Here is a 25,416-nt window from a genome sequence, read left to right as displayed (position 1 = left end):
CTTTTACGTCTGCTCGCCGCAGAACACTAGCCTGGTAGCCGTGCCAGATCCCGCGACGTACCGCCCGCCGCCCGGGTCCATCCCGGTCGAGCCGGGCGTCTACCGATTCGTCGATCCGCACGGCCGCGTCATCTACGTCGGCAAGGCCAAAAGCCTGCGCAGCCGACTGACGTCCTACTTCGCCGACATCGCCGGGCTGCACCCGCGGACCCGGCAGATGGTCACCACCGCCGCCAAGGTGGAGTGGACGGTGGTCAGCACCGAGGTCGAGGCGCTGCAGCTCGAGTACAACTGGATCAAGCAGTACGACCCTCGCTTCAACGTCCGCTACCGCGACGACAAGACCTACCCGGTGCTCGCGGTCACGCTGAACGAGGAATACCCGCGGCTGATGGTCTATCGCGGGCCGCGTCGCAAGGGTGTCCGCTACTTCGGGCCCTACTCGCACGCCTGGGCGATCCGCGAAACCCTGGACCTGCTGACCCGGGTGTTTCCGGCGCGTACCTGCTCGGCGGGAGTATTCAAGCGGCACAACCAGATAGGCCGGCCCTGTCTGCTCGGCTACATCGACAAATGCTCGGCGCCGTGTATCGGCAAGGTCAGCGCCGAGCAGCACCGCAAGATCGTCGACGACTTCTGCGACTTCCTGGCCGGCAAGACCGACCGGCTGGTCCGCGACCTGGAACAGCAGATGAACGCCGCCGCGGGGCAACTTGATTTCGAGCGGGCCGCGCGACTGCGCGACGACATCTCCGCGTTGAAGCGGGCGCTGGAGAAGCAGGCCGTCGTCCTCGGTGACGGCACCGACGCCGATGTGGTGGCGTTCGCCGATGACGAGCTCGAAGCGGCGGTGCAGGTGTTCCACGTCCGCGGCGGCAGGGTCCGTGGCCAGCGGGGGTGGATCGTCGAAAAGTCGGGTGATCCAGGAGATTCCGAGAACCAGTTGGTCGAGCAGTTCCTGACCCAGTTCTATGGCGATCAGGCCGAGCTCGGCGGTGCGGCCGACGAATCGACGAACCCGGTGCCTCGCGAGGTGCTGGTCCCGTGCCTGCCGTCCGACGCCGAGGAGTTGACCGACTGGCTGTCGGGTCTGCGCGGCTCGCGGGTGAGTCTGCGGGTGGCGCGTCGCGGTGACAAACGGGTGCTGGCCGAAACCGTCCAGCGCAACGCCAAGGAGGCTTTGCAGCAACATAAGCTCAAGCGTGCCGGAGACTTCACCGCCAGATCTGCTGCGCTGCAGAGCCTTCAAGACTCGCTGGGACTGGCGGATGCGCCGCTGCGGATCGAGTGCGTCGACATCAGCCACGTGCAGGGCACCGACGTGGTGGGATCGCTGGTGGTGTTCGAGGACGGGTTGCCGCGCAAATCGGATTACCGCCACTTCGCCATCCGGGAAGCGGCGGGGGAGGGACGTTCCGACGACGTCGCCTCCATCGCCGAGGTGACCCGCCGCCGTTTCCAGCGTCATCTCAACGCCGATGTTTTGACCGCCGAAGGCAAGTCGCGACGGTTTGCCTATCCACCCAACCTCTACGTGGTCGACGGTGGGGCCCCACAGGTCAATGCCGCTGCCGCGGTGCTCTCCGAACTCGGCATCACCGATGTGGCGACCATCGGCCTGGCCAAACGCCTCGAGGAGGTGTGGGTGCCCGCCGAGCCCGATCCGGTGATCCTGCCGCGCCAGGGTGAGGGCCTCTACCTGCTGCAGCGGATCCGCGACGAGGCGCACCGGTTCGCGATCAGCTACCACCGCAGCAAGCGGTCCAAGCGGATGACGGCATCGGCGCTGGATTCGGTGCCTGGTTTGGGGGAACATCGTCGCAAGGCGCTGATCGCGCACTTCGGATCGGTGGCCCGGCTCAAGGCGGCGACCGTCCAGGAGATCACCGCGGTCCCCGGAATCGGGGCGACGACGGCCGCGGCGGTGCGCGAGGCGTTGGGGTCGGGGCCGCAGCCGGCCGAATCGTCGGTGGGACGGAACGGGAATCGGGATGACTGAGCAAGAAGCGGGAGAAGGCATGGGGGACCCTGAGGACAGCACCGGCGAATCCGGCATCGACGTGGTCCTGGTGACCGGACTGTCGGGGGCCGGGCGTGGTACCGCGGCCAAAGTGCTCGAAGACCTGGGCTGGTATGTCGCCGACAACCTGCCGCCCGAGTTGATCACCCGGATGGTGGATTTCGGCCTGGCGGCCGGTTCGCGGATCACCCAGCTCGCGGTGGTGATGGATGCCCGCTCGCGCGGGTTCACCGGCGACCTGGATTCGGTGCGCACCGAGCTGGCGACCCGCGGCATCACCCCGCGGGTGCTGTTCATGGAAGCCTCCGACGACATGTTGATTCGCCGCTACGAGCAGAACCGCCGCAGCCACCCGCTGCAGGGTGAGCACACGCTGGCCGAGGGGATCGCCGCCGAGCGGGACATGCTGGCGCCGGTCCGGGCGGCGGCCGACCTGGTGATCGATACCTCGACCCGCTCGGTCCGGGAGCTGCGGGAAAGCATCGAACGCGCCTTCGGTACCGAGGCCGTCGCGCATATCAGCGTCACCATGGAATCGTTCGGCTTCAAATACGGACTGCCGATGGACGCCGACATGGTGATGGATGTCCGGTTCCTGCCCAACCCGCACTGGGTCGACGAGCTGCGGCCGCACACCGGCCAGCATCCCGCGGTCCGCGACTACGTGCTGGGCCAGTCCGGTGCGGCCGAGTTCCTGGACACCTACCATCGGTTGCTGAACCTGGTGCTCGACGGCTATCGCCGAGAAGGAAAGCGCTACATGACCGTTGCCATCGGGTGCACCGGCGGCAAGCATCGCAGCGTCGCGATCGCCGAGGCGCTGGCGCGCTTGCTGGAAGGGCAGGAGCCTACTGCAGAGTTGTCGGTGCGGGTGCTGCACCGAGACCTGGGCCGCGAATGAGTGCCGAAATCGCCTATAGCACCAACGCGTCCATCGTGGCGCTGGGCGGTGGACACGGGTTGCACGCGACGCTGTCGGCGGCGCGCCGGCTGACCCCGCACGTGACCGCGGTGGTGACCGTTGCCGACGACGGTGGTTCCTCGGGTCGGCTGCGCGGCGAACTCGACATCATTCCGCCCGGCGACCTGCGAATGGCTTTGGCGGCGTTAGCATCCGACAGTCCGCACGGACGATTGTGGGCCACCATCATCCAGCACCGGTTCGGTGGCGACGGTGCGTTGGCCGGGCATCCGATCGGTAACCTGATGCTGGCCGGGCTGTCCGAGGTACTGGCCGACCCGGTGGCCGCACTCGATGAACTCGGCCGGATCCTGGGCGTCAAGGGCAGGGTGCTGCCGATGTGCCCGGTCGCACTGCAGATCGAGGCCGACGTGTCGGGGCTGGAGTCCGACCCCCGCATGTTCCGGGTGATCCGCGGGCAGGTGGCGATCGCGACCACTCCGGGCAAGGTGCGCCGGGTCCGGTTGCTGCCGGCCGACCCGCCGGCCACCCGCCAGGCGGTCGACGCCATCATGTCCGCCGACCTGGTGGTGCTCGGTCCCGGATCGTGGTTCACCAGCGTCATCCCGCATGTGCTGGTGCCCGGGCTGGCCGAGGCACTGCAGGCGACGTCGGCGCGGCGCGCTCTGGTGCTCAACCTGGCCGCTGAGCCGGGGGAAACCGCAGGGTTCTCGGTGGAACGTCACCTGCATGTACTGGCCCAGCATGCGCCCGGTTTCACGATCCACGACATCGTCATCGACGTCGAACGGGTGCCCGGCGAGCGTGAGCGTGAGCAGTTGCGCCGCACGGCCGCACTGCTACAAGCCGAGATTCACTTCGTCGATGTGGCGCGACCTGGTACACCTTTACATGACCCAGGCAAGCTGGCGGCGGCGCTGGACGGGGTTTTGGGACGTGCCCCCAGCGCGGCGCCGCCCACCGTGCCGACCCGCCTGCCGCAAGCGGCTGCCGGGGAGGCACAACACACCGGCTCAGAACCGCGCCGGGACGGACCGGGAGGTGACGACGCGTGGCGATGACGGCCGATGTCAAGGACGAGCTGAGCCGTCTGGTGGTCAGCGCGGTCAGCGCCCGGCGTGCCGAGGTGGCGTCGTTGCTGCGGTTCGCCGGTGGCCTGCACATCGTGGCCGGTCGGGTGGTGGTGGAAGCCGAGGTGGATCAGGGCATCATCGCGCGCCGGCTGCGTAAGGACATCTTCGACCTGTACGGCTACAACGCCGTCGTGCACGTGTTGTCCGCGAGCGGCATCCGCAAGAGCACCCGCTACGTGTTGCGGGTGGCACAGGACGGGGAGGCGTTGGCGCGCCAGACCGGCCTGCTCGATCTGCGCGGCCGCCCGGTACGCGGGCTGCCGGCCCACGTGGTCGGCGGCAGCGTCGGCGATGCGGAGGCGGCCTGGCGTGGCGCCTTCCTGGCGCACGGGTCGCTGACCGAGCCGGGGCGCTCGTCGGCGCTGGAGGTCAGCTGCCCGGGTCCGGAGGCGGCACTGGCATTGGTGGGGGCGGCTCGCAGGTTGGGCATCAGCGCCAAGGCTCGCGAAGTGCGTGGCGCTGACCGGGTGGTGGTGCGTGACGGGGAGGCGATCGGCGCGCTGCTGACCCGGATGGGTGCGCAGACCACCCGGCTGGTGTGGGAGGAACGCCGGATGCGCCGCGAGGTGCGGGCCACCGCCAACCGGTTGGCCAACTTCGACGACGCGAATCTGCGCCGCTCGGCGCGGGCCGCGGTTGCCGCAGCGGCTCGGGTGGAGCGCGCGTTGGAGATCCTCGGTGACACGGTGCCCGACCATCTGTCCGAGGCGGGCAAGCTTCGGGTCGAACACCGACAGGCCTCACTGGAGGAGCTGGGCCGGCTTGCCGATCCCCCGATGACCAAAGACGCAGTGGCCGGCCGCATTCGGCGACTGCTGTCGATGGCCGATCGCAAAGCCAAGCAGGACGGCATTCCCGACACCGAGTCGGCCGTCACTCCCGATCTGCTCGATGACGCCTGACGTCGACGGGCGGCTCGCATGGACGCCGAGATTGCAGCCGGGTACGCCGGCTCGCGAACTTTCGGTACCTCAGCGCAATCTCGCGGCGTCGTTCAATTGAACCCCTATCGAAAGGCCCTCGGATGACCATCTTGGATCGTTTCCGCATCGAGGACCGGGTCGCGATCGTCACCGGTGCGTCCAGCGGTCTGGGTGTGGCGTTCGCTCAGGCATTGGCCGAGGCCGGGGCCGACGTGGCGTTGGGGGCGCGGCGCGTCGACCGGATGGCCGATACCCGCGCGCTCGTCGAGGCGGCCGGTCGCAAGGCTGTCGCGGTAGGCACCGACGTCACCGACCCGCAGCAGTGCCAAGCCCTGGTCGATGCCGCGATGGAAGCGTTCGGCCGGGTGGACATTCTGGTCAACAATGCCGGCGTCGGCACCGCGGTGCCCGCCACCCGGGAAACTCCCGAGGAGTTCCGCTCGGTCGTCGACATCAATCTGCACGGCTGTTACTGGATGGCGCAGGCCTGCGCCAAGGTGATGCGGCCGGGCAGTTCGATCATCAATGTCAGCAGCGTCCTCGGCCTGACCACGGCGGGCCTGCCGCAGGCGGCCTACGCTGCGTCGAAGGCCGGGCTGATCGGACTGACCCGGGACCTGGCCCAACAGTGGACCGGGCGCAAGGGGATCCGGGTCAATTCGTTGGCGCCCGGATTCTTCGAGTCCGAGATGACCGACCAGTACCACGACGGTTACATCGACACCACGGTCCTCCCGCGCACTCTGGCCGGCCGGATGGGCCATCCCGATGAACTCAGCGCCGCGCTGATTTTCCTGGCCAGCGAAGCCAGCAGTTACGTCACCGGCATCACCCTGCCGGTCGAAGGCGGCCTGCTCACCACCTGAGCGGGTGCGCGCTCTTCACGATCGAGCCGAAACCGTCGTCGCGCGTCCCGCCAACCGGCAGGATGGCGCTATGACCGACCCGGTGCGCGCACCGAACGTACGCGTCGACACCCTCCTTCTGGGCAGGAGGGCGTAATACATGGCTGAGCGCACCAAGCCCATTTCGCAGGTGGCCCAACAGATGTACGCCTACCGCGACGAGTTCGTCGCCGAACTGGTTGACGTCACGAAGTCCGAAATCCGGGTCCTGGATCCCGACACCCGGATGGTCGAGCTACTGACCGCGAGCATCACCGAAGTCGTCGTCGCGGGTATCCACTATCTGGATCTCGACGGGCCGGAGACCGCGGTGCAGGCGCCCAACGCCGCGCTGACCTACGCCCGGGCGCTGGCACAGCGCGATGTGTCGCTCTCGGCGCTGATCCGGGCCTACCGGATCGGGCATGCCCGGTTCCTGGAAGCCGGCATGCGCTACGCGTCGGCGCTGACGGCCGATGCGCAGGTGCCCACGATTGTCGATCTGGTGAACCGCTCGGCCCGGTTCATCGACGTGGTGTGCGACCAGGTCGGGGTGGCCTACGAGCAGGAGCGCGATCGTTGGGTGAGTCGGCGCAGTGGGCTGCGGCAGCAGTGGGTCAGCGAATTGCTGGCCGGTGCACCGGTCGATCTGCACCGAGCAGAAGAGGCGCTGCGGTATCGGCTGGATGGCGCACATGTGGCGGCGGTGGTGTGGGCGGACATGACGGTGCCCACCCGGGACGTGGTCGCTTTGTTCGATCAGGTGCGCTGGCGCGTCGCCGCGGAACTGGGTGCGGTGGGGCGTCCGCTGATGGTGCCCACCGATGAGCGGGAGGCGCGGTTGTGGTTCTCCACGCCGCCGGCGACCGCGCCGAGAACCGCACCGATACGCGCGGCGTTCGACGGCTCGAAGCTGGCCGCGTCGCTGGCGTTCGGGGAGGTGGCCGGCGGCCTGGACGGATTCCGCCGGTCGCTGCGCCAGGCCGAGCGGGCGAAGGCGGTGGTCCTGGCGGGTCGGGGGCGCTCGCGGTCGCGTATCGCGTTCTACGCCGAAGTGGTTCCGATCGCGCTGATGGCCGGCGACATGGGTGAACTCCGCAGTTTCGTCGCTGCGGCGCTCGGTGAGCTGGCCATCGACGATGAGCGCACTGGGTGGCTGCGTGAGACGCTGCGAGAGTTTCTGGCCCGCAGCCGCAGCCATGTCGCGACCGCGGATGCGATGGTGCTGCACCGCAACACCATTCAATACCGGGTGGCCCAGGCGATGGAGTTGTGCGGCCGCAGCTTCGACGATCCGGACGTTGTGGTGCAGGTGCAGATCGCGCTTGAGGTCTGCCGGTGGATGGCCCCCGCGGTGCTGCGGGCGCCGGCTGGTTGAGCGTTGTGCTCTGCGCACAATCGCGGGCGTCAACTTCGGCTCCTGAAAATATGGTGCCTGTCACCCGCCCGGGCATACGGTTACTGACATCACCACCGAATAGCCATAGTTGAGTGAGGCACCATGCATTTCGCCGAGTTGCCGGATGAGCGGGCCGCCCGTGACCCTGACGGGCCGGCATTGGCTGATCCACACAACGGTCAGCTGACCAATGCCCAACTACTGGAGCGGGTGCAGACCGCTGCCGCCCGGTTCGCCGAGGCCGGTGTGGGTGTCGGCGACATGGTCGCGGTTCAGCTGCCGAACCGCATCGAGCTGATCGTCGCATTGTTCGCGGCGTGGCGGGTCGGGGCCGCCGCCACCCCGGTCAACCCGGCGCTGACGGCCAGTGAAGCCGGTTACCAGCTCGTCGACTCGTCGGCGCGGGTTCTGGTCTGCGAAGCGCCCGCGGAGCACGCTCCCTCCGGCTGCACGGTGCTGACACTGGCCGACCTGGCGCAGCCCGCCGGCGCATCGACCGCGACGGCGGTCGAGCCGTCGGATGCCGCGGTGGCTCTGGTGATCTACACCAGCGGCACGACCGGACGGCCCAAGGGGGTGGAGCTGACCCACACCAACATCATGGCGATGGTGCAGTCGATGGTGGCGTTCACCGGGTTGGGAGCCGACGATCACAGCCTGCTGATCCTGCCGCTGTTCCATGTCAACGGCATCGTGGTCAGCGTGTTGTCGCCACTGCTGGCCGGCGGACAGGCCACCGTGGCCGGGCGCTTCGACCCGAGAACGTTTTTCGACATCGTCGAGCGGGTCCGGCCCACCACGTTCTCGGCGGTCCCGACGATCTACAACATGTTGGCCAACCTGCCGGCCGAGGTCACTCCCGACACCAGCTCGTTGCGTTACGCGGTATGCGGGGCCGCCCCGGCTTCAGTCGAGCTGATCCGCCGCTTCGAGCAGCGCTACAACGTCCCCATCGTCGAAGGCTACGGCCTGTCCGAAGGGACCTGCGCGTCCACCACCAACCCGATCGAGGGCGTGCGTAAACCCGGCACCGTCGGGATGCCGCTGCCCGGTATTCAAGTCGCGATCATGGACTCGGCCGGTGCGCTCATCACCGATGGGTCGCCCGGTGAGGTCGTGGTGGCGGGCCCGACGGTGATGCGCGGCTACCTCAACCGGCCCGAGGAGACCGCCAAAACCATCGTCGACGGCTGGTTGCACACCGGCGACATCGGATTCTTCGACGCCGACGGCTATCTGACGCTGATCGACCGGGCGAAGGACATGATCATCCGCGGCGGGGAGAACATCTACCCCAAAGAGATCGAAACGGTGCTCTACACCCACCCCGCGGTCCGGGAGGCCGCGGTGGTCGGCCGGCCCGACCCGGTGTACGGCGAGGTGGTGGTGGCGTTCGTGGTCACCGGTGACGGTGACGCGGCGACTAGCGCCGACGAACTGCACCAGCACCTCGCGGCATCGCTGGCCAAATACAAACTGCCCGCCGAGATCATCGTCGTGGCAGAGCTGCCCAAGAACCCGGTCGGCAAGATCGACAAGCCGGCTCTACGACGCCGATTCATCACGTCCAGCAATTGAGAACGAGGTCATCATGGGATTCATCACACCGACGGTTCCGGACGTCGACCCCGACACCTGGTCAACCCTGCCGTGGCGCAGCCGGATTCAGGTGTGCAGCCGGCACTGGGCGCGCCACGGGTTGGGCACCCCGTCGGCGATCTATCTGCTCTACCTGCTCAAGATCGCCGGCTACGTTGTCGGCGCCGCGGCGGTCATCGCGCTGACCCCCGGCCTGGGCGGGCTCGGGCGCATCGCCGATTGGTGGACGCAGCCAATCGTGTACCAGAAGGTCATCGTTTTCACCCTGCTGTTCGAGGTCCTCGGACTGGGCTGCGGGTCGGGCCCGCTGACCGGGCGATTCTGGCCTCCGATCGGCGGTCTGCTGTACTGGTTGCGGCCCAAGACGATTCGGCTGCCACCCTGGCCGGGAAAAGTTCCCTTCACCCGAGGTGACACCCGCACCGTGGTCGACGTCGCGCTGTATGTCGCGGTGCTGGCCTCCGGCGTGTGGGCGTTGCTGGCGCCCGGCCACGGAGGCTCGGTCACCGGTACCGGTGACGTCGGCTTGATCGACCCGATGCTGGTGATTCCCACCATCGTCACCCTGGTGCTGCTGGGGCTGCGGGACAAGACCATCTTCCTGGCCGCGCGTGCCGAGCACTACGGGCTGAGCCTGCTGGTGTTCTTCTTCCCCTACATTGACCAGATGTCCGCTTTCAAGATCATCATGCTCGGGTTGTGGTGGGGAGCAGCGACATCCAAACTGAACCATCACTTCCCGTATGTGGTAGCGGTGATGTCCAGCAACAACGCACTGCTGCGTCCCAGGATGTTCAACTGGTTCAAGGACAGGCTCTACCTCGACCCCGTCAACGACCTGCGGCCCAGCCGGCTACCGAACCTGATGGCGCATGTCGGCGGCACCACAGCGGAATTCATCGTTCCGGCGGTGCTGGTGTTCGCCGCCGGCGATCACCCGTGGCGCTGGGTTCTGATCGCGTTCATGGTGATTTTCCACCTCAACATCATTTCCAACCTGCCGATGGGCGTTCCGCTGGAGTGGAACGTGTTCTTCATCTTCTCGCTGTTCTACCTGTTCGGGCAGCACACCGAGATCAGCGTCTTCGACTTGAACTCGCCGCTGCTGCTGGCCATCCTGTTGACCGGGTTGCTGGTGGTGCCGATAGCGGGAAACATGTTTCCGCAACAGATTTCGTTCCTTCCGGCGATGCGTTACTACGCCGGTAACTGGGCCACCAGCGTCTGGTGCTTCAAGCCCGGTGTCGAAGACGCCATCGAAGCCAATGTCGTCAAAAGCTCGGCGCTGGTGATCAACCAGTTGGCCAAACTCTACGACCGCGCCACCGCTGAACTGGTCGCCGACAAGATGCCCGGCGCGTTTCGCTCCATGCACCTGCACGGACGCGCCCTCAACGGGTTGCTGCCCCGGGCGCTGGGCGGTGCGGACAAGCTGCCCGACTACCACGTCCGCGAGGGCGAGATCATCGCCGGGCCGCTGGTCGGATGGAACTTCGGTGAAGGGCACCTGCACAACGAGCAGCTGGTCGAGGCGGTGCAGCGGCGCTGCCAGTTGGCCGAAGGTGATCTGCGGGTGATCATCCTGGAGGGTCAACCCATTCACACCAAGAAGCAGGCCTATCGCATCGTCGACGCAAACTCCGGGCTGATCGAGGCCGGTTACGTCAATGTCGATGACATGTTGACCCGCCAGCCCTGGCCCGAACCGGGCGACGAGTTCCCGGTGCATGTCACCGCGCGCGGCACAGACAAAGCCGCACGGTGAGGACAGCCGGCGACCGATGCAGGGCGAGGCACCGCCCGCCTGCGGGGGAGAGCGGTCAGTCATGAGAGCGGTCGTAGTGGGCGCCGGCCCCAATGGGCTGGCGGGCGCGATAGAGCTGGCGCGCAACGGTGTTGACGTGCAGGTGCTCGAGGCTTCGGACACCGTCGGCGGGGGCGCGCGCTCCAGTGAGCTGACGGTCCCCGGTGTCATTCACGACCACTGCGCGGCGTTTCACCCGCTGGGTGTGGGCTCCCCGTTCTGGCAGCAGGTCGACCTGGGGCGCTACGGGCTGGTGTGGAAGTGGCCCGAGATCGACTGCGCGCACCCGCTCGACGACGGCTCGGCGGGCGTGCTGTATCAGTCGGTCGAGCAGACCGCCGCCGGCCTGGGCGTCGACGGCGCCCGCTGGCAGCGCACGGTGGGCCGGCTCGCCACGGGATTCGACGCGCTGGCCGAAGACCTGCTGCGCCCGGTGCTGCATCTGCCGCAACACCCGATCCGGCTGGCCGCGCTGGGCCCGCCCGCGCTGCTGCCCGCCACCGCGGCGGCTCGCTGGTTTCGCACCGAGGCGGCCCGGGCGTTGTTCGGCGGCGCCGCCGCGCACAGTTACACCCGGCTGGATCGACCGCTGGTCGCGGCCATGGCGCTGATGTTCCTGGCCGGTGGTCACCGGTACGGCTGGCCGGTCGCCGAAGGCGGATCGGGCAGAATCACCGCGGCCATGGCCGCGGCGCTGGGCGACTACGGCGGAAGCATCACCACCGGTGTCACCGTCACGAGCCGCGCCGACCTCCCGGACGCCGATATCGTGCTGCTCGACCTGAGCCCGGCTGCGGCCTGCCAGATCTACGGCGATCTGATGCCGGGGCGGATCCGCCGGTCCTATCAGCGCTACCGGTACGGCTCCTCGGCGTTCAAGGTCGACTTCGCCATCGACGGCGATATCCCCTGGACCAACCCGGATTGCGGCCGCGCCGGCACGGTGCACCTGGGCGGCACCTTCACCCAGATCGCCGACTCGGAACGCCAACGCGCGCAGGGCAAGATGTCGCAGCAACCGTTCATCATCCTGGGCCAGCAGTTTTTGGCCGACCCGTCCCGCTCAGTGGGAGCGGTCAACCCGATCTACGCCTACGCGCATGTACCGTTCGGGTATGACGGCGACGCCACCGGCATCATCACCGACCAGATCGAGCGGTTCGCGCCGGGATTCCGTGACCGCGTCGTCGCCACGGTAAGCAAGGGAACCGCCGAAATGCATTCCTACAACCCGAATTGCATCGGCGGCGACATTATCGGCGGCGCCAACGACGGGCTGCAGTTGCTGTTTCGCCCGCGCGTCGCGCTCGACCCCTATTGCACCGGGGTGCCCGGGGTGTTCCTGTGTTCGCAGTCCACCCCGCCGGGTGCCGCGCTGCACGGCCTCTGCGGCTACAACGCTGCCCAATCGGCGTTGCGGCGCCATGGGCTCCGGCAAAGAAAGTGAGTACTCCATGAAGCAACTCAGTGGCATGGATTCCAGTTTTCTGTTCATGGAGACGGCGACAACCTTCGGTCATGTCACCGGCCTGATGATCTTCGAGCGGCCCGATGCGGACTACGACCCCTACGCGGCGGTGTACGCCAAGTACGCCTCGCTGATCGGTGAGCTGGAGCCGCTGCGGCGCCGGGTGGTGGAGGTGCCGTTCGGGCTGGATCACCCCTACTGGGTCTTCGACCCGAACTTCGATCTCGACTTCCATGTCCGGGAACTGCATCTGGCGCGGCCGGGCCTGGTCGATCAGCTGGCCGAACAGGTGTGCCGCATCGTTGGTCGGCCGATGGACCGCAGCCGGCCGCTGTGGGAGGTCTACGTCATCGACGGCTTGGTCGACGGCCGATGGGCGCTGCTGACCAAGTACCACCACGCCACCATCGACGGCGCGTCCGGGCAGCTGATGCTGCAGATCCTCACCGACACCACCCCGGACGCACCCGCGCCGGGGCCCAGCCCGTCCTGGGAACCCGAGGCGGTGCCCTCGACCACGGAATTGCTGCGTCGGACGATGAATCAGCTGGCCCGCCACCCGTTTCGCGCGATGCGGGTGCAGGCGCGAATCGTGGGCCGGCTCGCCGACGCCGCCGGAATCCACAGCCTGGCCAGCGCGGCCGGCCGGGCCGGGGCAGCGGTCAAATGGGTCGCCCAGCGCGGCAGCGGGAGCCGGCCGAGCCTGTCGTTGCCGGCGGCCACCGCTCCACCGACACCGTGGAACAAGGCGATCAGCGGGCATCGCCGCTTTGCGATGCGGACCACCTCGCTGGAGAACGTCAAGCGGCTCAAGGAGGCCACCGGCGGCACCGTCAACGACGTGGTGATGGCGATCTGCGCCGGCGGACTGCGCGCGTATCTGCTGGCCCACGACGCGCTGCCGGACCGGCCGCTGCGCGCGATGGTTCCGGTGTCGATCCGCACCGGTGACGAGGCCGATCCGTGGACCAACCGGGTGTCGGCGATATTCGCCGAGCTGCCCACCGATTGCGACGACCCGGTGGAGCGGGTGGCACGTTGCCGTACCGCGATGCAGGACGCCAAGCGCACCCACGACATGGTTCCGGCCGCCGAGCTGGTCGACCTGACCCAGTACTCGCCGCCGGTGCTGGCCACCGCGGCGATGCGGCTGGCGTCGGGGCTGCGGCTGGCCGACCGGGTGACGCTGCCGTTCAACGTGGTGGTCTCCAACGTGCCCGGTCCGCGCGAGCCGCTCTATTTCGCCGGGGCCAAGCTGTGTCATCAGTTCCCGGTGTCGATCGTCACCGACGGACAGGGCCTCAACATCACCGTGGTCAGCTATCTGGACCGGTTGGACTTCGGTTTCATCGCCGACCGCGACCTGGTGCCCGACGTCTGGGACCTGGCCGACATGCACGTCGCGGAGATCACCCGGTTGTTCGAGGCCACCGGCGCGCAGTGGGCCGAACCGCCGCAGCCCGCCCATCCGCGCCGCGGCCCGATCAAGCTGGCCGAGCCGGCGAACGAGCCGGAAGCAGCCACGCCGCCGCTGACCCCCGGGCGCCGCTGATACCTCCCGACGGTGCCGGCAACTCCCGCGCCATACCGCCCGGTCAGTGCCAGTCGGTGACCGTTTAGGCTGACCGGTAGCACTTGGACGTGCCGGCACCACACCAGACAGACTTGGCAACACACAAGGAGAGACACGTGACGATCCGGGTAGGCGTGAACGGCTTCGGTCGTATCGGACGCAACTTCTACCGGGCGCTCGCTGCGCAGAAGGCGCTGGGCACCGCCGCCGACATCGAGATCGTGGCGGTCAACGACCTCACCGACAATGCGTCGCTGGCGCACCTGCTGAAGTTCGACTCCATCCTGGGCCGGCTGCCCGAGGACGTCAGCCTCGAGGGCGACGACACCATCGTGGTCGGCAACACCAAGATCAAGGCGCTCGAGGTCAAAGAGGGCCCGGCCGCACTGCCCTGGGGTGACCTGGGTGTGGACGTGGTGGTCGAGTCCACCGGCATCTTCACCAACGCCGCCAAGGCCAAGGGCCACCTGGATGCCGGCGCCAAGAAGGTCATCATCTCCGCGCCGGCCACCGACGAGGACATCACCATCGTGCTGGGCGTCAACGACGACAAGTACGACGGCAGCCAGAACATCATCTCCAACGCGTCGTGCACCACGAACTGCCTGGGCCCGCTGGCCAAGGTCCTGCACGACGAGTTCGGCATCGTCAAGGGCCTGATGACCACCATCCACGCCTACACCCAGGATCAGAACCTGCAGGACGGCCCGCACTCCGACCTGCGCCGGGCCCGCGCCGCCGCGGTCAACATCGTGCCCACCGGCACCGGTGCCGCCAAGGCGATCGGCCTGGTGCTGCCCGAGCTCAAGGGCAAGCTCGACGGCTACGCGCTGCGGGTGCCGATCCCGACCGGCTCGGTTACCGACCTGACCGCCGAGCTGGCCCGCTCGGCGTCCGTCGCGGACATCAACGCCGCGATGAAGGCCGCTGCCGAGGGGCCGATGAAGGGCATCCTGAAGTACTACGACGCACCGATCGTGTCGTCCGACATCGTCACCGACCCGCACTCGTCGCTGTACGACTCGGGGCTGACCAAGGTGATCGACAACCAGGCCAAGGTGGTGTCCTGGTACGACAACGAGTGGGGCTACTCCAACCGGCTGGTCGACCTGGTCGCCCTGGTCGGCAAGTCGCTGTAAGGCCGTGGCTCACAAGACGCTCGACGACCTGCTCGCCGAGGGGGTTTCGGGTCGCGGAGTGCTGGTGCGCTCCGACCTGAACGTTCCGCTCGACGACCAGGGAGTGATCACCGACACCGGCCGCATCACCGCCTCGGTGCCGACGTGCAAGGCGCTGGCCGAGGCCGGCGCCAAGGTGGTGGTGACCGCGCACCTGGGCCGGCCCAAGGGCGAACCCGACCCGGCGCTGTCGTTGGCGCCGGTCGCGGCCGCGCTGAGCGAACAGCTGGGACGACACGTGCAGCTGGCCGGCGACGTGGTCGGCGGCGACGCCCTGGCCCGCGCCGAGGGCCTCACCGACGGTGACGTGCTGCTGCTGGAGAACATCCGCTTCGACCCCCGCGAGACCAGCAAGGACGACGCGCAGCGCCTTGAGCTCGCCCGTGCGCTGGCCGAGCTGGTGGCGGCACCGGATGGTTCCCCGGGTGCGTTCGTCTCCGACGGGTTCGGGGTGGTGCACCGCAAGCAGGCCTCGGTCTATGACGTGGCCACCCTGCTGCCGCACTACGCCGGCACGCTGGTGGCCGCCGAGATCGCCGTGCTGGAGCAGCTGACCAGCTCTACCGAGCGGCCCTACGCGGTGGTGCTGGGTGGCTCGAAGGTGTCCGACAAGCTGGCCGTCATCGAATCGTTGGCCACCAAGGCCGACAGCATCGTGATCGGCGGCGGCATGTGCTTCACATTCCTGGCTGCACAGGGGCTTTCGGTGGGCAGCTCACTGCTGGAAAGCGACATGATCGACACCTGCCGTCGGCTGCTGGACACCTATGCCGACGTGCTGCGGTTGCCGGTGGACATCGTCGTCGCGGACAAGTTCAGCGCCGATGCGACTCCGGAAACTGTTGCCGCCGATGAGATTCCGGCTGACAAGATGGGGCTGGACATCGGGCCCGGTTCTGTGCAGCGGTTCACCGCGCTGCTGAGCAACGCGGCGACCATATTCTGGAACGGTCCGATGGGCGTCTTCGAGTTCCCGGCGTTCGCGGCCGGCACCAAGGGCGTCGCCGAGGCGATCGTCGCTGCCACCGGTAAGGGTGCGTTTTCCGTGGTCGGCGGGGGAGATTCGGCGGCCGCGGTGCGGGCCCTGGGATTGCCCGAGGACGGTTTCTCGCACATTTCCACCGGCGGCGGCGCGTCGCTGGAATACCTTGAGGGCAAGGCGTTGCCCGGAATCCAAGTACTGAGCAGCTAAGGGGTGGGTATGAGCCGCACGCCGTTGATCGCCGGCAACTGGAAGATGAACCTGAACCACTTCGAGGCGATTGCGCTGGTGCAGAAGGTGGCATTCTCCCTGCCGGACAAGTACTACGACCGGGTCGACGTGACGGTGCTGCCGCCGTTCACCGACCTGCGCAGTGTGCAGACCCTGGTCGACGGTGACAAGCTGCGGCTGACCTTCGGCGCGCAGGACGTGTCGCAGCACGATTCGGGTGCCTACACCGGCGAAGTCAGCGGCGCCTTTTTGGCCAAGCTGGGCTGCAGCTTCGTCGTGGTCGGGCATTCCGAGCGGCGCAGCTACCACGGTGAGGACGACGCGCTGGTGGCGGCCAAGGCCGCGGCCGCGCTCAAGCACGGCCTGACCCCGATCGTGTGTCTGGGCGAGCACCTGGAGATCCGGGAAGCCGGCAACCACGTCGAGCACTGCGTCGCCCAGCTGCGGGGCTCGCTGGCGGGTTTGAGCGCCGAGCAGATCGGCCAGGTCGTCATCGCCTACGAGCCGGTCTGGGCCATCGGGACCGGCCGGGTCGCCGGAGCCGCCGACGCTCAGGAGGTGTGCACGGCCTTGCGCAGCGAGCTGGCCGCGCTGGCGACGCCGCAGATCGCCGACACGGTGCGGGTGCTCTACGGCGGATCGGTGAATGCCAAGAACATCGGCGAGCTGATCGCCCAGGACGACGTGGACGGCGCGCTGGTGGGCGGGGCGTCGCTGGATGGTGAGCAGTTCGCCACGTTGGCGGCCATCGCCGCCGGCGGCCCGCTGCCCTGATCGCCGCGGCGCTGCCGAGAGTGCCGTCAGGTAGGGACCTTCCCGGGCTTTTCCTGCCTGGCTGCACTCTCGCGACGAGTCGGCTCGATTACAGGGCGGCCGACCCCACCCGGTAGGGTGTGAACCATGGTGTTGGGCTTGCAGATTGTCTTGGTGATCACCAGCGTGCTGCTGGTGCTGCTGGTGCTGCTGCACCGCGCCAAGGGCGGCGGCCTGTCGACGCTCTTCGGTGGTGGCGTGCAGTCGAGCCTGTCCGGATCCACCGTGGTGGAGAAGAACCTGGACCGGCTGACCCTGTTCATCATCGGCATCTGGCTGGTGTCCATCGTGGGCATGGGTCTCTGGATCAAATTCGCCGCCTGACGCCCTGCGGCGCCGATAGCTAGTCGGCGGTACGGTTGCGCAGCGCGTTCACCACGTTCATGAAGCCCTGCAACGCGTGCTCGGCCGCCGACACCGGTGACATCACCGTTTCGCCCAGGCTGACGATGTAGTCGATGCGATCCACGATGGCTTCCACCGGCTCGATCAGGGTCGCCAGTCGCTTGGCCAGGTCGTCCAGGCCGGCCATCGTCGCCTCAAGGTGATCCAGTCCGTTACCCAGACGTTCCACCGTGGCGTTCAAGCCGGCCAGGGAGCTGTTGAGCTCGTTCATGGTGTCCCCGAGGCCGGTCAGCACGCCCTCGAGTTGCCCGACCGTCACATCGGCGTTCATCGCCGCCTGCGCCAGTGTCTTGAGCCGTCGCCGCTCCGGGCCGGTGCCGGATCTATCTGCCATGACGATCATTATGACGCCTCGCGTAGCGGAAGTATCGCCGGTATCGGCTCGCGTGGCGGTCAGTCGGCGGGCAGGCCCGCCGCGGCCGCCGCATCGAGCAGCCAGACGGTCTGTTCGCGCCCCCGCGCCCCGGCAGCCGGCAGTTCCACCGCGGCGGCGCCGGCGACGGCGGCGGCGACCGCGTCGGCTTTGGCCGCCCCCGACACCACCAACCAGACCTCGCGGGATCGTTGGACCGCGGGCAGCGTCAGGGTGATGCGACGCGGCGGCGGCTTGGGGGAGTCGTGCACCGGCACCACCAACCGGGCGGTCTCCCGCACCGCGGGGGTGTCGGGAAACAACGAGTTGATGTGTCCCTCGCCGCCCATCCCGAGCAGGTGGACGTCGAACCCGTCGGCGCCGTGATCGGCCAGGACCTGTTCGTACGCCAGCGCCGCGACGTCGAGGTCATCGCCGAATTCGCCGTCGCTGGCCGCCATCGCGTGCACGTTCGCAGCCGGAATGTCGACATGGTCCAGCAGGGCCTCACGGGCCTGTTTGACGTTGCGTTCGTCGTCGTCGGCGGGCACGAACCGGTCGTCACCGAAGAAGACCCGCACCTTGGTCCAGTCGACGCGGTCCGCCTGTTCGCGGACCCGGCGCAGCAGGCCGATACCGGTGCCGCCGCCGGTCAATACGATCAGCGCCCGGCCGCGGGCCGCGATCGCTGACTCGATGGCGGTCAGCAGCCGGTCGCCGGCCGCGGCGACCAACGCATCGGCGTCGGGGTAGGTCTGCACGCTGGTGCTACTCACACGTACTCCACTCGGTCGATGCCGCGCAGCGCGTCATGGTAGATCTCGTCGGGGTCGAGCCGGCGCAGATCCTCGGACAGGCATTCGGGGACATCGCGGCGCGGCAACGGGACCAGTGCGTCGGGCCGGTCGGTTCGGCGCAGGGTCGCCGTCACCCCGTCCTGCGGACGACTCAGGGTCACCGTCTCGCTGGTGCGTACCAGTTCGACCTTGAGTTCACCGACTGCGCGGCGTACCGGGCCGTCGATCCGGCTGGCCAGCCATCCGGCCAAGACATCCAGCGCCGGTTCGGTTTCCAGACCCGAAATCAGTGCCGAAGTGACCGGCTCGTAAGGGGGTTGGTCGAGCGCGGAGGCGAGCAGCGCACGCCAGTAGGTGATGCGGCTCCAGGCCAGGTCGGTGTCGCCGTCGGTGTAGCCCGGCAGCCGGCTCTTGATGGACGACAGCGGGTCGACGCCGTTGGTGGCATCGGTGATTCGGCGAAGCGCCAGCCGACCCAACGGGTCATCGGCGGGCACTGCGGGTGCGACGCCGGGCCACCAGGCCACCACCGGGATGTCGGGCAGCAGGAACGGGACCACGACGCTGTCGGCGTGGGCGGCCAGCGGACCGGAGAGCTGCAGGACCACGACCTCCCCGGCCCCGGCGTCGCCGAATATTCGCAGTTGGGCGTCCAGCCGCGGGTCTTTCGCGTCGGGATCGGCGGTTGTCACCACGATCACCCGGCTGGGATGTTCCTGGCTCGCGGCGTTGGCCGCGGCGACGGACTCCTCGAGCAGCGAGTCGTTGTCCGGTGCGATGATCAGCGTCAGCACCCGGCCCATGGTCACCACCCCGACACGCTCGCGCGCTTCGTTCAGCTTCTTGTTGATCGCGGTGGTGTCCGTATCCGGAAGGTCGATGATCATTGGTTCATCCCTACGTTCGTCGAGCCAACCCGCGAGATTGCATCATTGTCCGAAAACTGCGAGTAACCCGGTACATCACTGCAATCTCGGCGGGGAAAGTGATCACGGCCGCCGCCATTCCCGGTCGTCGCGCCGCAGCATCTCCACTGCGGATGCCGGGCCCCAGGTCCCGGCTTGGTACGGATCCGGCGTCCCGTGGGCGGCCCAGTTCTCCAGGACGGGATCGAGGATTTCCCAAGACAATTCGACTTCCGCATTGACCGGGAACAGCGACGGTTCACCCAGCAGCACGTCCAGGATCAGGCGTTCGTAAGCTTCGGGGGAGTCCTCGGAGAACGCCGAGCCGTAGGAGAAGTCCATGTTGACGTCGCGGACTTCCATCAGGTGTCCGGGCACCTTGGAGCCGAAGCGCAGCGTGATCCCCTCATCCGGCTGCACCCGGATCACCAGCGCGTTCTTGCCGAGTTCGTCGGTCATTGTCGCGTCGAACGGCAGGTGCGGTGCGCGCTTGAACACCAGAGCGATCTCGGTGACCCGCCGGCCCAGCCGTTTCCCGGTCCGCAGATAGAACGGCACCCCGGCCCAGCGCCGGGTGTCGACCTCCAGGGTGATCGCGGCGAATGTCTCGGTGATCGAGTCGCTGGCGAAGCCGTCCTCCTCCAACAAGCCGACCACCCGCTGACCGCCCTGCCAGCCGCCGGTGTACTGGCCGCGGGAGGTGGTCTGATCCAGCGGCTGCGCCAGCCGAGTCGCGGAGAGCACCTTGATCTTCTCGGCCTGCAGTTCGGCGGGACCGAAGCTGACCGGCTCCTCCATCGCGGTCAGCGCCAGCAGCTGCAGCAGGTGGTTCTGGATGACGTCGCGGGCCGCGCCGATTCCGTCGTAGTAGCCGGCGCGGCCACCCAGGCCGATGTCTTCGGCCATGGTGATCTGTACGTGGTCCACGTAGTGGGCGTTCCAGATCGGGTCGAACAGCTGATTGGCGAACCGCAACGCCAGGATGTTCTGAACCGTCTCCTTGCCCAGATAGTGGTCGATCCGGAAGACCGACTCCTCCGGAAACACGCTGTTGACAACGGCGTTCAGTTCCCGAGCACTGTCCAGATCGTGGCCGAACGGCTTTTCGATCACCACCCGGCTCCAGCGATCGTCGCTGGGGCGGGCAAGTCCGGAGGAGTGCAGTTTGTCGCACACCACCGGAAACGCCGACGGCGGGATGGACAGGTAGAACGCGTGATTGCCACCGGTGCCACGCTCGGCGTCGAGCTTCGCCAGTGTCTCGGCGAGCCGGGCGAACGCGGCGTCATCGTCGAAAGTGCCCTCCACGAACCGCAATCCCTCGGCCAACCGCTCCCAGACCGCTTCGCGGAACGGGGTGCGCGCGTGCGCCTTGACGGCGTCGTGGACGATCTGAGAAAAATCCTCGTCGGTCCAGTCCCGCCGGGCGAAACCGACCAGAGCGAAGGTGGGCGGCAGCAGTCCGCGGTTGGCCAGGTCATAGATCGCCGGCATCAGCTTCTTGCGGGCCAGATCTCCGGTGACCCCGAAGATGACGACACCACAGGGCCCGGCGATTCGCGGCAGGCGTTTATCCCGCTTGTCCCGCAGCGGGTTGCGCCAGGCCGCGGCGCTCACTGGGCGGCGGACTCGAGCTGCGCCTGGGTGGCCTGGAGCAGCTCGTTCCAGGACTCCTCGAACTTCTGCACGCCCTCATCTTCGAGGACCGTGAACACGTCGGGCAGGTCGACACCGACCGCGGCAAGCCGATCGAACACATCCTGGGCCGTCGATCCCGTGCCGCTGACCGTGTCGCCGCGGACTTCGCCGTGGTCGGCGACGGCCTCGATTGTCTTCTCCGGCATGGTGTTCACCGTGTTCGGTGCCACCAGCTCGGTGACGTAGAGGGTGTCGGAGTAGTCGGGGTTCTTCACCCCGGTCGAGGCCCACAGCGGGCGCTGCACCCGGGCGCCGTCGGCGGCCAGCGCCGCGTAGCGGGCACCGCCGTCGAACACCTCCTGGTAGGCCGCGTAGGCCAGCCGGGCGTTGGCCACACCGGCCTGACCGCGCAGCGCCAGCGCCTCGTCGGACCCAATCGCCTCGAGTCGCTTGTCGATCTCGGTGTCGACCCGGGACACGAAGAACGATGCCACCGAGTGGATGCGGGACAGATCGTGACCGGCCGCCTTGGCGGCCTCCAGGCCGGCCAGGTAGGCGTCGATCACCTCCTGGTGCCGCTGCACCGAGAAGATCAAGGTGACGTTGACCGAAATCCCTTCCGCCAGTGTGGCGGTGATCGCCGGCAGGCCGGCCTTGGTCGCCGGAATCTTGATCAGCAGGTTGGGCCGGTCGACGATCTTCCACAACTCGACGGCCTGTGCCACGGTCTTGTCGGTGTCGTGAGCCAGCCGGGGGTCGACCTCGATCGACACCCGGCCGTCGACCCCCGCGGAGGCCTCCCATTGCGGCGCCAGCACATCGCAGGCATCGCGGACGTCGTCGGTGGTGACGGTGCGGATGGTGGCTTCCACATCGGCACCGCGGGCGGCTAACTCGCGGACCTGGGCGTCGTAGACGTGGCCCTGCTCGAGCGCCTTCTGGAAGATGGTGGGGTTGGTGGTGACGCCGACCACGCTGCGGGTGGCGATCAGGTCGGCCAGATTGCCCGACTGCAACCGGTCTCGGGACAGGTCGTCCAGCCACACCGACACACCCGCGGCGCTCAGCGCGGCAAGATTGGGGTTTTGGGAAGCCATGGTTACTACCTCTCTCATCCGCCCTCGTTGTTTCTAGTTGTCCAGTGCACGTTCAGCGGCGGCGGCGACGGCCTCGGCGGTGAAGCCGTACTCCCGGAACAGCGTCGCGTAGTCGGCGGATTCCCCGAAATGCTCAATCGACACGATTTGCCCCGTGTCACCGACCAGTTTGTGCCAGCACTGCGCGATGCCGGCCTCGACAGCGACCCGCGCCGACACCGCGGGCGGCAGCACCGAGTCGCGGTACTCGACGGGCTGGGATTCGAACCACTCCACGCACGGCATCGACACTACCCGCGCGATGATGTCCTTGTCGGCCAGCAGCTTCTGGGCTTCGACCGCGTACTGGACCTCGGATCCGGTGGCGATGAGCACCACGTCGGGTAGCTCGCCGCCCGCATCACCCAGCACGTAGCCGCCCTTGGCGACACCGTCGGCGTCGGTGCCCTCCAGTACGGGGACCCCCTGGCGGGTCAGCGCGAACCCGACCGGACCGCTGTCGGCCCCGCGGGCCAGCACGGTGCGCCAGGCGTAGGCGGTTTCGTTGGCGTCGGCCGGGCGCACCACCGACAGCCGCGGGATGGCCCGCAACGCCGCCAGGTGCTCGATCGGCTGATGGGTAGGCCCGTCCTCGCCCAGCCCGATCGAATCGTGGGTCCACACGTAGATCGGGTCGATGTTCATCAGCGCCGCCAACCGCACCGCCGGGCGCATGTAGTCGGAGAACTGCAGGAAAGTCCCGCCGTAGGCGCGGGTCGGGCCATGCAGCACGATCCCGGACAAGATCGAGCCCATCGCGTGCTCGCGCACCCCGAAGTGCAGGGTGCGGCCGTACTGGTCGGCGGTGTATTCGCTCGTCGAGATCGATTCCGGCCCAAAGGAAGCGACGCCGTCCATGGTGGTGTTGTTGCTGCCGGCCAGGTCCGCTGAGCCGCCCCACAGTTCGGGCAGCTTCGGCCCAACCGCGGAGAGCACCTTGCCCGAGGCCGCCCGGGTGGCCACCGCTTTGGAGCCGGGTTCCCAGTGCGGCAGGTCGTCGTCCCAGCCGTCGGGCAGCTGCCCGGCCTCCAGCCGGTCCAGCAGTGCCCTGCGCTGCGGCTCGCGCTCGGCCCAGGCGTCGAACTCCGACTGCCAGCTCTCGCGCGCGGCCTGACCGCGGGCGATCAGGCCGCGGGTGTGGGCGATGACATCGTCGCGCACGTCGAAGCTCTTGTCCGGGTCGAATCCCAGCGCCGTCTTGGTGGCGGCCACCTCGGCGTCGCCCAACGCCGCACCGTGCGCCTTGCCGGTGTTCATCAGGTTCGGGGCCGGGTAGCCGATGATGGTGCGCAGTGAGATGAACGACGGACGGTCGGTGACGGCCTTGGCCTCGGCGATCGCCGCCTCGATGCCGGCCACGTTCTCACCGCCCTCGATCTCCTGCACATGCCAGCCGTAGGCGCGGTAGCGCGCGGCGGTGTCCTCGGACAGCGCGATCCTGGTGTCGTCCTCGATCGAAATCTTGTTGTGGTCGTAGAACACGATCAGGTTGCCCAGCTGCTGGGTGCCGGCCAGCGATGACGCCTCGCTGGTCACTCCCTCCTCGATGTCACCGTCGGAGGCGATCACGTAGATGAAGTGGTCGAACGGGCTGGCGCCCTTCTCGGCGTCGGGATCGAACAGCCCGCGCTCGTAACGTGCCGCCATCGCCATCCCGACCGCCGAGGCCAGGCCCTGGCCCAGCGGGCCGGTGGTGATCTCCACCCCGCGGGTGTGCCCGTACTCGGGGTGGCCCGGGGTCTTGGATCCCCAGGTGCGCAGTGCCTCGAGATCGGACAGTTCCAGACCGAAGCCGCCCAGGTAGAGCTGGATGTAGAGGGTCAGGCTGGAATGCCCGCAGGACAGCACGAAACGGTCCCGACCGATCCAGTGCGGGTCACTCGGGTCGTGCCGCATCACCCGCTGGAACAACGTGTAGGCCAGCGGGGCCAGGCTCATCGCCGTTCCCGGATGTCCGCTGCCGCACTTTTGTACCGCGTCCGCGGCCAGTACCCGGACGGTGTCGACGGCAGTCGAGTCGAGCTCGGTCCAATCGTCGGGGTGGTGCGGTTGGGTGAGCGCGGAGATTTCTTCGAGTGTGGTCACTGCGATCCTCGGGTTCGACGAGCGGTTCTTGTACACCCTAAGCGTGTCCGGAGAGGCTGGTGCGCCGTGGGCACCGCCTGCAATAGTGGTGATTCGAACCCGCATTGGGGCGGCGGGGCCGACGCCGTCTACCATCATCTGTAGTAGAAGCTGCGCGCCGGTGCGAAATGAGGAGTTACTGCGTGAGCATTCGCGAGCGCGTCGCGCCGAGAATATCCAGTGTCTTGCTGGCGTATTTGGCGTTGACCAAGCCGCGGATCATCGAATTGTTGCTGGTGACGACGATACCGGCGATGTTGCTGGCCGAGCGCGGCACGGTGGATCCGCTGCTGATCGCCAAGACACTGGTCGGGGGGACCCTCGCGGCGGCCGGCGCCAACACGCTGAACTGTGTCGTCGACGCCGACATCGACAAGCTGATGAAGCGCACCGCGCGGCGCCCGCTGGCGCGGGCCACCGTCTCACAGCGCCAGGCTCTGATCTTCGGGCTGGTCCTGAGCATCGCCGCCTTCGGCTGGCTGTGGTGGGCGACCAACCTACTGTCCGGGGTGCTGGCCGTCGCCACCATCGCGTTCTACGTCTTCGTCTACACGCTGCTGCTCAAACGCCGCACGTCGCAGAACGTGGTGTGGGGCGGGGCGGCCGGCTGCATGCCGGTGATGATCGGCTGGTCGGCGGTCACCGGCACCATCGCCTGGCCGGCGGTGGTGATGTTCGCCATCATCTTCTTCTGGACGCCGCCGCACACCTGGGCGCTGGCGATGCGCTACAAGGACGACTACAAGGCGGCCGGGGTGCCGATGCTGCCGGCCGTGGCGACCGAGCGCCAGGTCACCCAGCGGATCCTGATCTACACCTGGCTGACCGTGCTGGCGACGCTGGCCCTGGCACCGGCGGCCGGGTGGCTGTACGCGGCGGTGGCGGGCCTGGCCGGCACCTGGTTCCTGGTGATGGCCCATCAGCTCTACGCCGGCGTGCGCAACGGTCAGCCGGTCCAGCCGCTACGGCTGTTCCTTCAGTCGAACAACTACCTGGCAGTGGTGTTCTGTGCGCTGGCCGTCGACTCGGCGCTGGATCTTCCCACTCTGCTCTGACCCAACCTCCCCGGCCCACCTTCTGGGCTGCCACACCGCCGCGGCGCGCCGATGGCCGGTATGGACTTGCGCTGC

Annotated in this window: 21 protein-coding genes; 15 read left to right on the top strand and 6 right to left on the bottom strand. The window is 68.0% G+C overall.

Annotated features, from left to right (window positions below; translation table 11 throughout):
* Nucleotides 1-40 precede the first annotated feature (40 nt).
* The 14 genes from uvrC to secG all read left to right on the top strand — a co-directional run bounded on the left by uvrC (nt 41) and on the right by secG (nt 17,253).
* The gene (uvrC, locus tag AC5Y36_RS12675) at nt 41-1,999 is read left to right on the top strand and encodes an excinuclease ABC subunit UvrC (RefSeq protein WP_500041261.1); all 1,959 of its coding nucleotides are present in this window, start codon (nt 41-43) and stop codon (nt 1,997-1,999) included.
* Entirely contained in the window at nt 1,992-2,921 is a 930-nt protein-coding gene (gene rapZ, locus AC5Y36_RS12670) for an RNase adapter RapZ (RefSeq protein WP_500041260.1), read from the top strand. The genes uvrC and rapZ overlap by 8 nt, the downstream gene beginning before the upstream one ends.
* Complete coding sequence (locus AC5Y36_RS12665; protein ID WP_500041259.1) at nt 2,918-4,003, top strand: YvcK family protein; 1,086 nt, start codon at nt 2,918-2,920, stop codon at nt 4,001-4,003. The genes rapZ and AC5Y36_RS12665 overlap by 4 nt, the downstream gene beginning before the upstream one ends.
* Entirely contained in the window at nt 4,000-4,977 is a 978-nt protein-coding gene (whiA, locus tag AC5Y36_RS12660; RefSeq protein WP_500041321.1) for a DNA-binding protein WhiA, read from the top strand. The genes AC5Y36_RS12665 and whiA overlap by 4 nt, the downstream gene beginning before the upstream one ends.
* Nucleotides 4,978-5,099: 122 nt before the next feature.
* Nucleotides 5,100-5,864, top strand: coding sequence for an SDR family NAD(P)-dependent oxidoreductase (locus AC5Y36_RS12655; RefSeq protein WP_500041258.1), 765 nt, complete (start codon nt 5,100-5,102; stop codon nt 5,862-5,864).
* A 139-nt stretch (nt 5,865-6,003) separates the two neighbouring features.
* Nucleotides 6,004-7,260, top strand: a complete 1,257-nt coding sequence (locus tag AC5Y36_RS12650; protein WP_500041257.1) for a PucR family transcriptional regulator — start codon at nt 6,004-6,006, stop codon at nt 7,258-7,260.
* Nucleotides 7,261-7,383: 123 nt separating this feature from the next.
* The gene (locus AC5Y36_RS12645; RefSeq protein WP_500041256.1) at nt 7,384-8,859 is read left to right on the top strand and encodes a class I adenylate-forming enzyme family protein; all 1,476 of its coding nucleotides are present in this window, start codon (nt 7,384-7,386) and stop codon (nt 8,857-8,859) included.
* A gap of 13 nt (nt 8,860-8,872) precedes the next feature.
* Entirely contained in the window at nt 8,873-10,645 is a 1,773-nt protein-coding gene (locus AC5Y36_RS12640) for a DUF3556 domain-containing protein (protein ID WP_500041255.1), read from the top strand.
* Nucleotides 10,646-10,706: 61 nt separating this feature from the next.
* Nucleotides 10,707-12,131 (top strand): phytoene desaturase family protein, encoded by a 1,425-nt coding sequence (locus AC5Y36_RS12635; RefSeq protein ID WP_500041254.1) that lies wholly within the window; start codon nt 10,707-10,709, stop codon nt 12,129-12,131.
* Nucleotides 12,132-12,138: 7 nt separating this feature from the next.
* Nucleotides 12,139-13,704: a WS/DGAT/MGAT family O-acyltransferase gene (locus AC5Y36_RS12630; protein WP_500041253.1), complete on the top strand. Its 1,566-nt coding sequence runs from the start codon at nt 12,139-12,141 to the stop codon at nt 13,702-13,704.
* Between the two features lie 137 nt (nt 13,705-13,841).
* Nucleotides 13,842-14,864, top strand: a complete 1,023-nt coding sequence (gene gap / locus AC5Y36_RS12625; protein WP_500041252.1) for a type I glyceraldehyde-3-phosphate dehydrogenase — start codon at nt 13,842-13,844, stop codon at nt 14,862-14,864.
* Between the two features lie 4 nt (nt 14,865-14,868).
* On the top strand, nt 14,869-16,095 hold the full coding sequence (locus AC5Y36_RS12620) for a phosphoglycerate kinase (protein ID WP_500041251.1): 1,227 nt from the start codon (nt 14,869-14,871) through the stop codon (nt 16,093-16,095).
* Between the two features lie 9 nt (nt 16,096-16,104).
* A complete protein-coding gene (tpiA, locus tag AC5Y36_RS12615; RefSeq protein WP_500041250.1) occupies nt 16,105-16,890 on the top strand; it encodes a triose-phosphate isomerase in 786 nt (261 codons plus the stop codon).
* Nucleotides 16,891-17,016: 126 nt separating this feature from the next.
* Nucleotides 17,017-17,253: a preprotein translocase subunit SecG gene (gene secG, locus AC5Y36_RS12610; protein WP_500041249.1), complete on the top strand. Its 237-nt coding sequence runs from the start codon at nt 17,017-17,019 to the stop codon at nt 17,251-17,253.
* 19 nt (nt 17,254-17,272) lie between these two features.
* Here the strand turns inward: secG and AC5Y36_RS12605 are convergent, their stop codons facing one another.
* The 6 genes from AC5Y36_RS12605 to tkt all read right to left on the bottom strand — a co-directional run bounded on the left by AC5Y36_RS12605 (nt 17,273) and on the right by tkt (nt 24,247).
* Nucleotides 17,273-17,677, bottom strand: coding sequence for an ATPase (locus AC5Y36_RS12605; protein WP_500041248.1), 405 nt, complete (start codon nt 17,675-17,677; stop codon nt 17,273-17,275).
* Nucleotides 17,678-17,727: 50 nt separating this feature from the next.
* Entirely contained in the window at nt 17,728-18,462 is a 735-nt protein-coding gene (gene pgl / locus AC5Y36_RS12600) for a 6-phosphogluconolactonase (RefSeq protein WP_500041247.1), read from the bottom strand.
* Complete coding sequence (opcA, locus tag AC5Y36_RS12595) at nt 18,459-19,370, bottom strand: glucose-6-phosphate dehydrogenase assembly protein OpcA (protein WP_500041246.1); 912 nt, start codon at nt 19,368-19,370, stop codon at nt 18,459-18,461. Before opcA ends, pgl begins: the two co-directional genes overlap by 4 nt.
* Nucleotides 19,371-19,472: 102 nt before the next feature.
* Nucleotides 19,473-21,005 (bottom strand): glucose-6-phosphate dehydrogenase, encoded by a 1,533-nt coding sequence (gene zwf / locus AC5Y36_RS12590; RefSeq protein WP_500041245.1) that lies wholly within the window; start codon nt 21,003-21,005, stop codon nt 19,473-19,475.
* Nucleotides 21,002-22,123, bottom strand: coding sequence for a transaldolase (tal, locus tag AC5Y36_RS12585; protein WP_500041320.1), 1,122 nt, complete (start codon nt 22,121-22,123; stop codon nt 21,002-21,004). Before tal ends, zwf begins: the two co-directional genes overlap by 4 nt.
* Before the next feature lie 33 nt (nt 22,124-22,156).
* Complete coding sequence (tkt, locus tag AC5Y36_RS12580; protein WP_500041244.1) at nt 22,157-24,247, bottom strand: transketolase; 2,091 nt, start codon at nt 24,245-24,247, stop codon at nt 22,157-22,159.
* A gap of 182 nt (nt 24,248-24,429) precedes the next feature.
* On the opposite strand from tkt, the gene AC5Y36_RS12575 reads away from it, so the two are divergent.
* Nucleotides 24,430-25,341, top strand: coding sequence for a heme o synthase (locus AC5Y36_RS12575; RefSeq protein ID WP_500041243.1), 912 nt, complete (start codon nt 24,430-24,432; stop codon nt 25,339-25,341).
* Nucleotides 25,342-25,416 lie beyond the last annotated feature (75 nt).

It is taken from the genome of Mycobacterium sp. NGS50 (assembly GCF_059812545.1).
This window is presented reverse-complemented; position numbering and strand designations above follow the sequence as displayed.

Bases quoted from the DNA above. Each gene is read 5' to 3' on its own strand.
- rapZ (WP_500041260.1), top strand. From the start codon at position 1,992: ATGACTGAGCAAGAAGCGGGAGAAGGCATGGGGGACCCTGAGGACAGC.
- AC5Y36_RS12665 (WP_500041259.1), top strand. From the start codon at position 2,918: ATGAGTGCCGAAATCGCCTATAGCACCAACGCGTCCATCGTGGCGCTG.
- whiA (WP_500041321.1), top strand. From the start codon at position 4,000: ATGACGGCCGATGTCAAGGACGAGCTGAGCCGTCTGGTGGTCAGCGCG.
- AC5Y36_RS12655 (WP_500041258.1), top strand. From the start codon at position 5,100: ATGACCATCTTGGATCGTTTCCGCATCGAGGACCGGGTCGCGATCGTC.
- AC5Y36_RS12650 (WP_500041257.1), top strand. From the start codon at position 6,004: ATGGCTGAGCGCACCAAGCCCATTTCGCAGGTGGCCCAACAGATGTAC.
- AC5Y36_RS12645 (WP_500041256.1), top strand. From the start codon at position 7,384: ATGCATTTCGCCGAGTTGCCGGATGAGCGGGCCGCCCGTGACCCTGAC.
- AC5Y36_RS12640 (WP_500041255.1), top strand. From the start codon at position 8,873: ATGGGATTCATCACACCGACGGTTCCGGACGTCGACCCCGACACCTGG.
- AC5Y36_RS12635 (WP_500041254.1), top strand. From the start codon at position 10,707: ATGAGAGCGGTCGTAGTGGGCGCCGGCCCCAATGGGCTGGCGGGCGCG.
- AC5Y36_RS12630 (WP_500041253.1), top strand. From the start codon at position 12,139: ATGAAGCAACTCAGTGGCATGGATTCCAGTTTTCTGTTCATGGAGACG.
- tpiA (WP_500041250.1), top strand. From the start codon at position 16,105: ATGAGCCGCACGCCGTTGATCGCCGGCAACTGGAAGATGAACCTGAAC.
- secG (WP_500041249.1), top strand. From the start codon at position 17,017: ATGGTGTTGGGCTTGCAGATTGTCTTGGTGATCACCAGCGTGCTGCTG.
- AC5Y36_RS12605 (WP_500041248.1), bottom strand. From the start codon at position 17,677: ATGATCGTCATGGCAGATAGATCCGGCACCGGCCCGGAGCGGCGACGG.
- opcA (WP_500041246.1), bottom strand. From the start codon at position 19,370: ATGATCATCGACCTTCCGGATACGGACACCACCGCGATCAACAAGAAG.
- tal (WP_500041320.1), bottom strand. From the start codon at position 22,123: ATGGCTTCCCAAAACCCCAATCTTGCCGCGCTGAGCGCCGCGGGTGTG.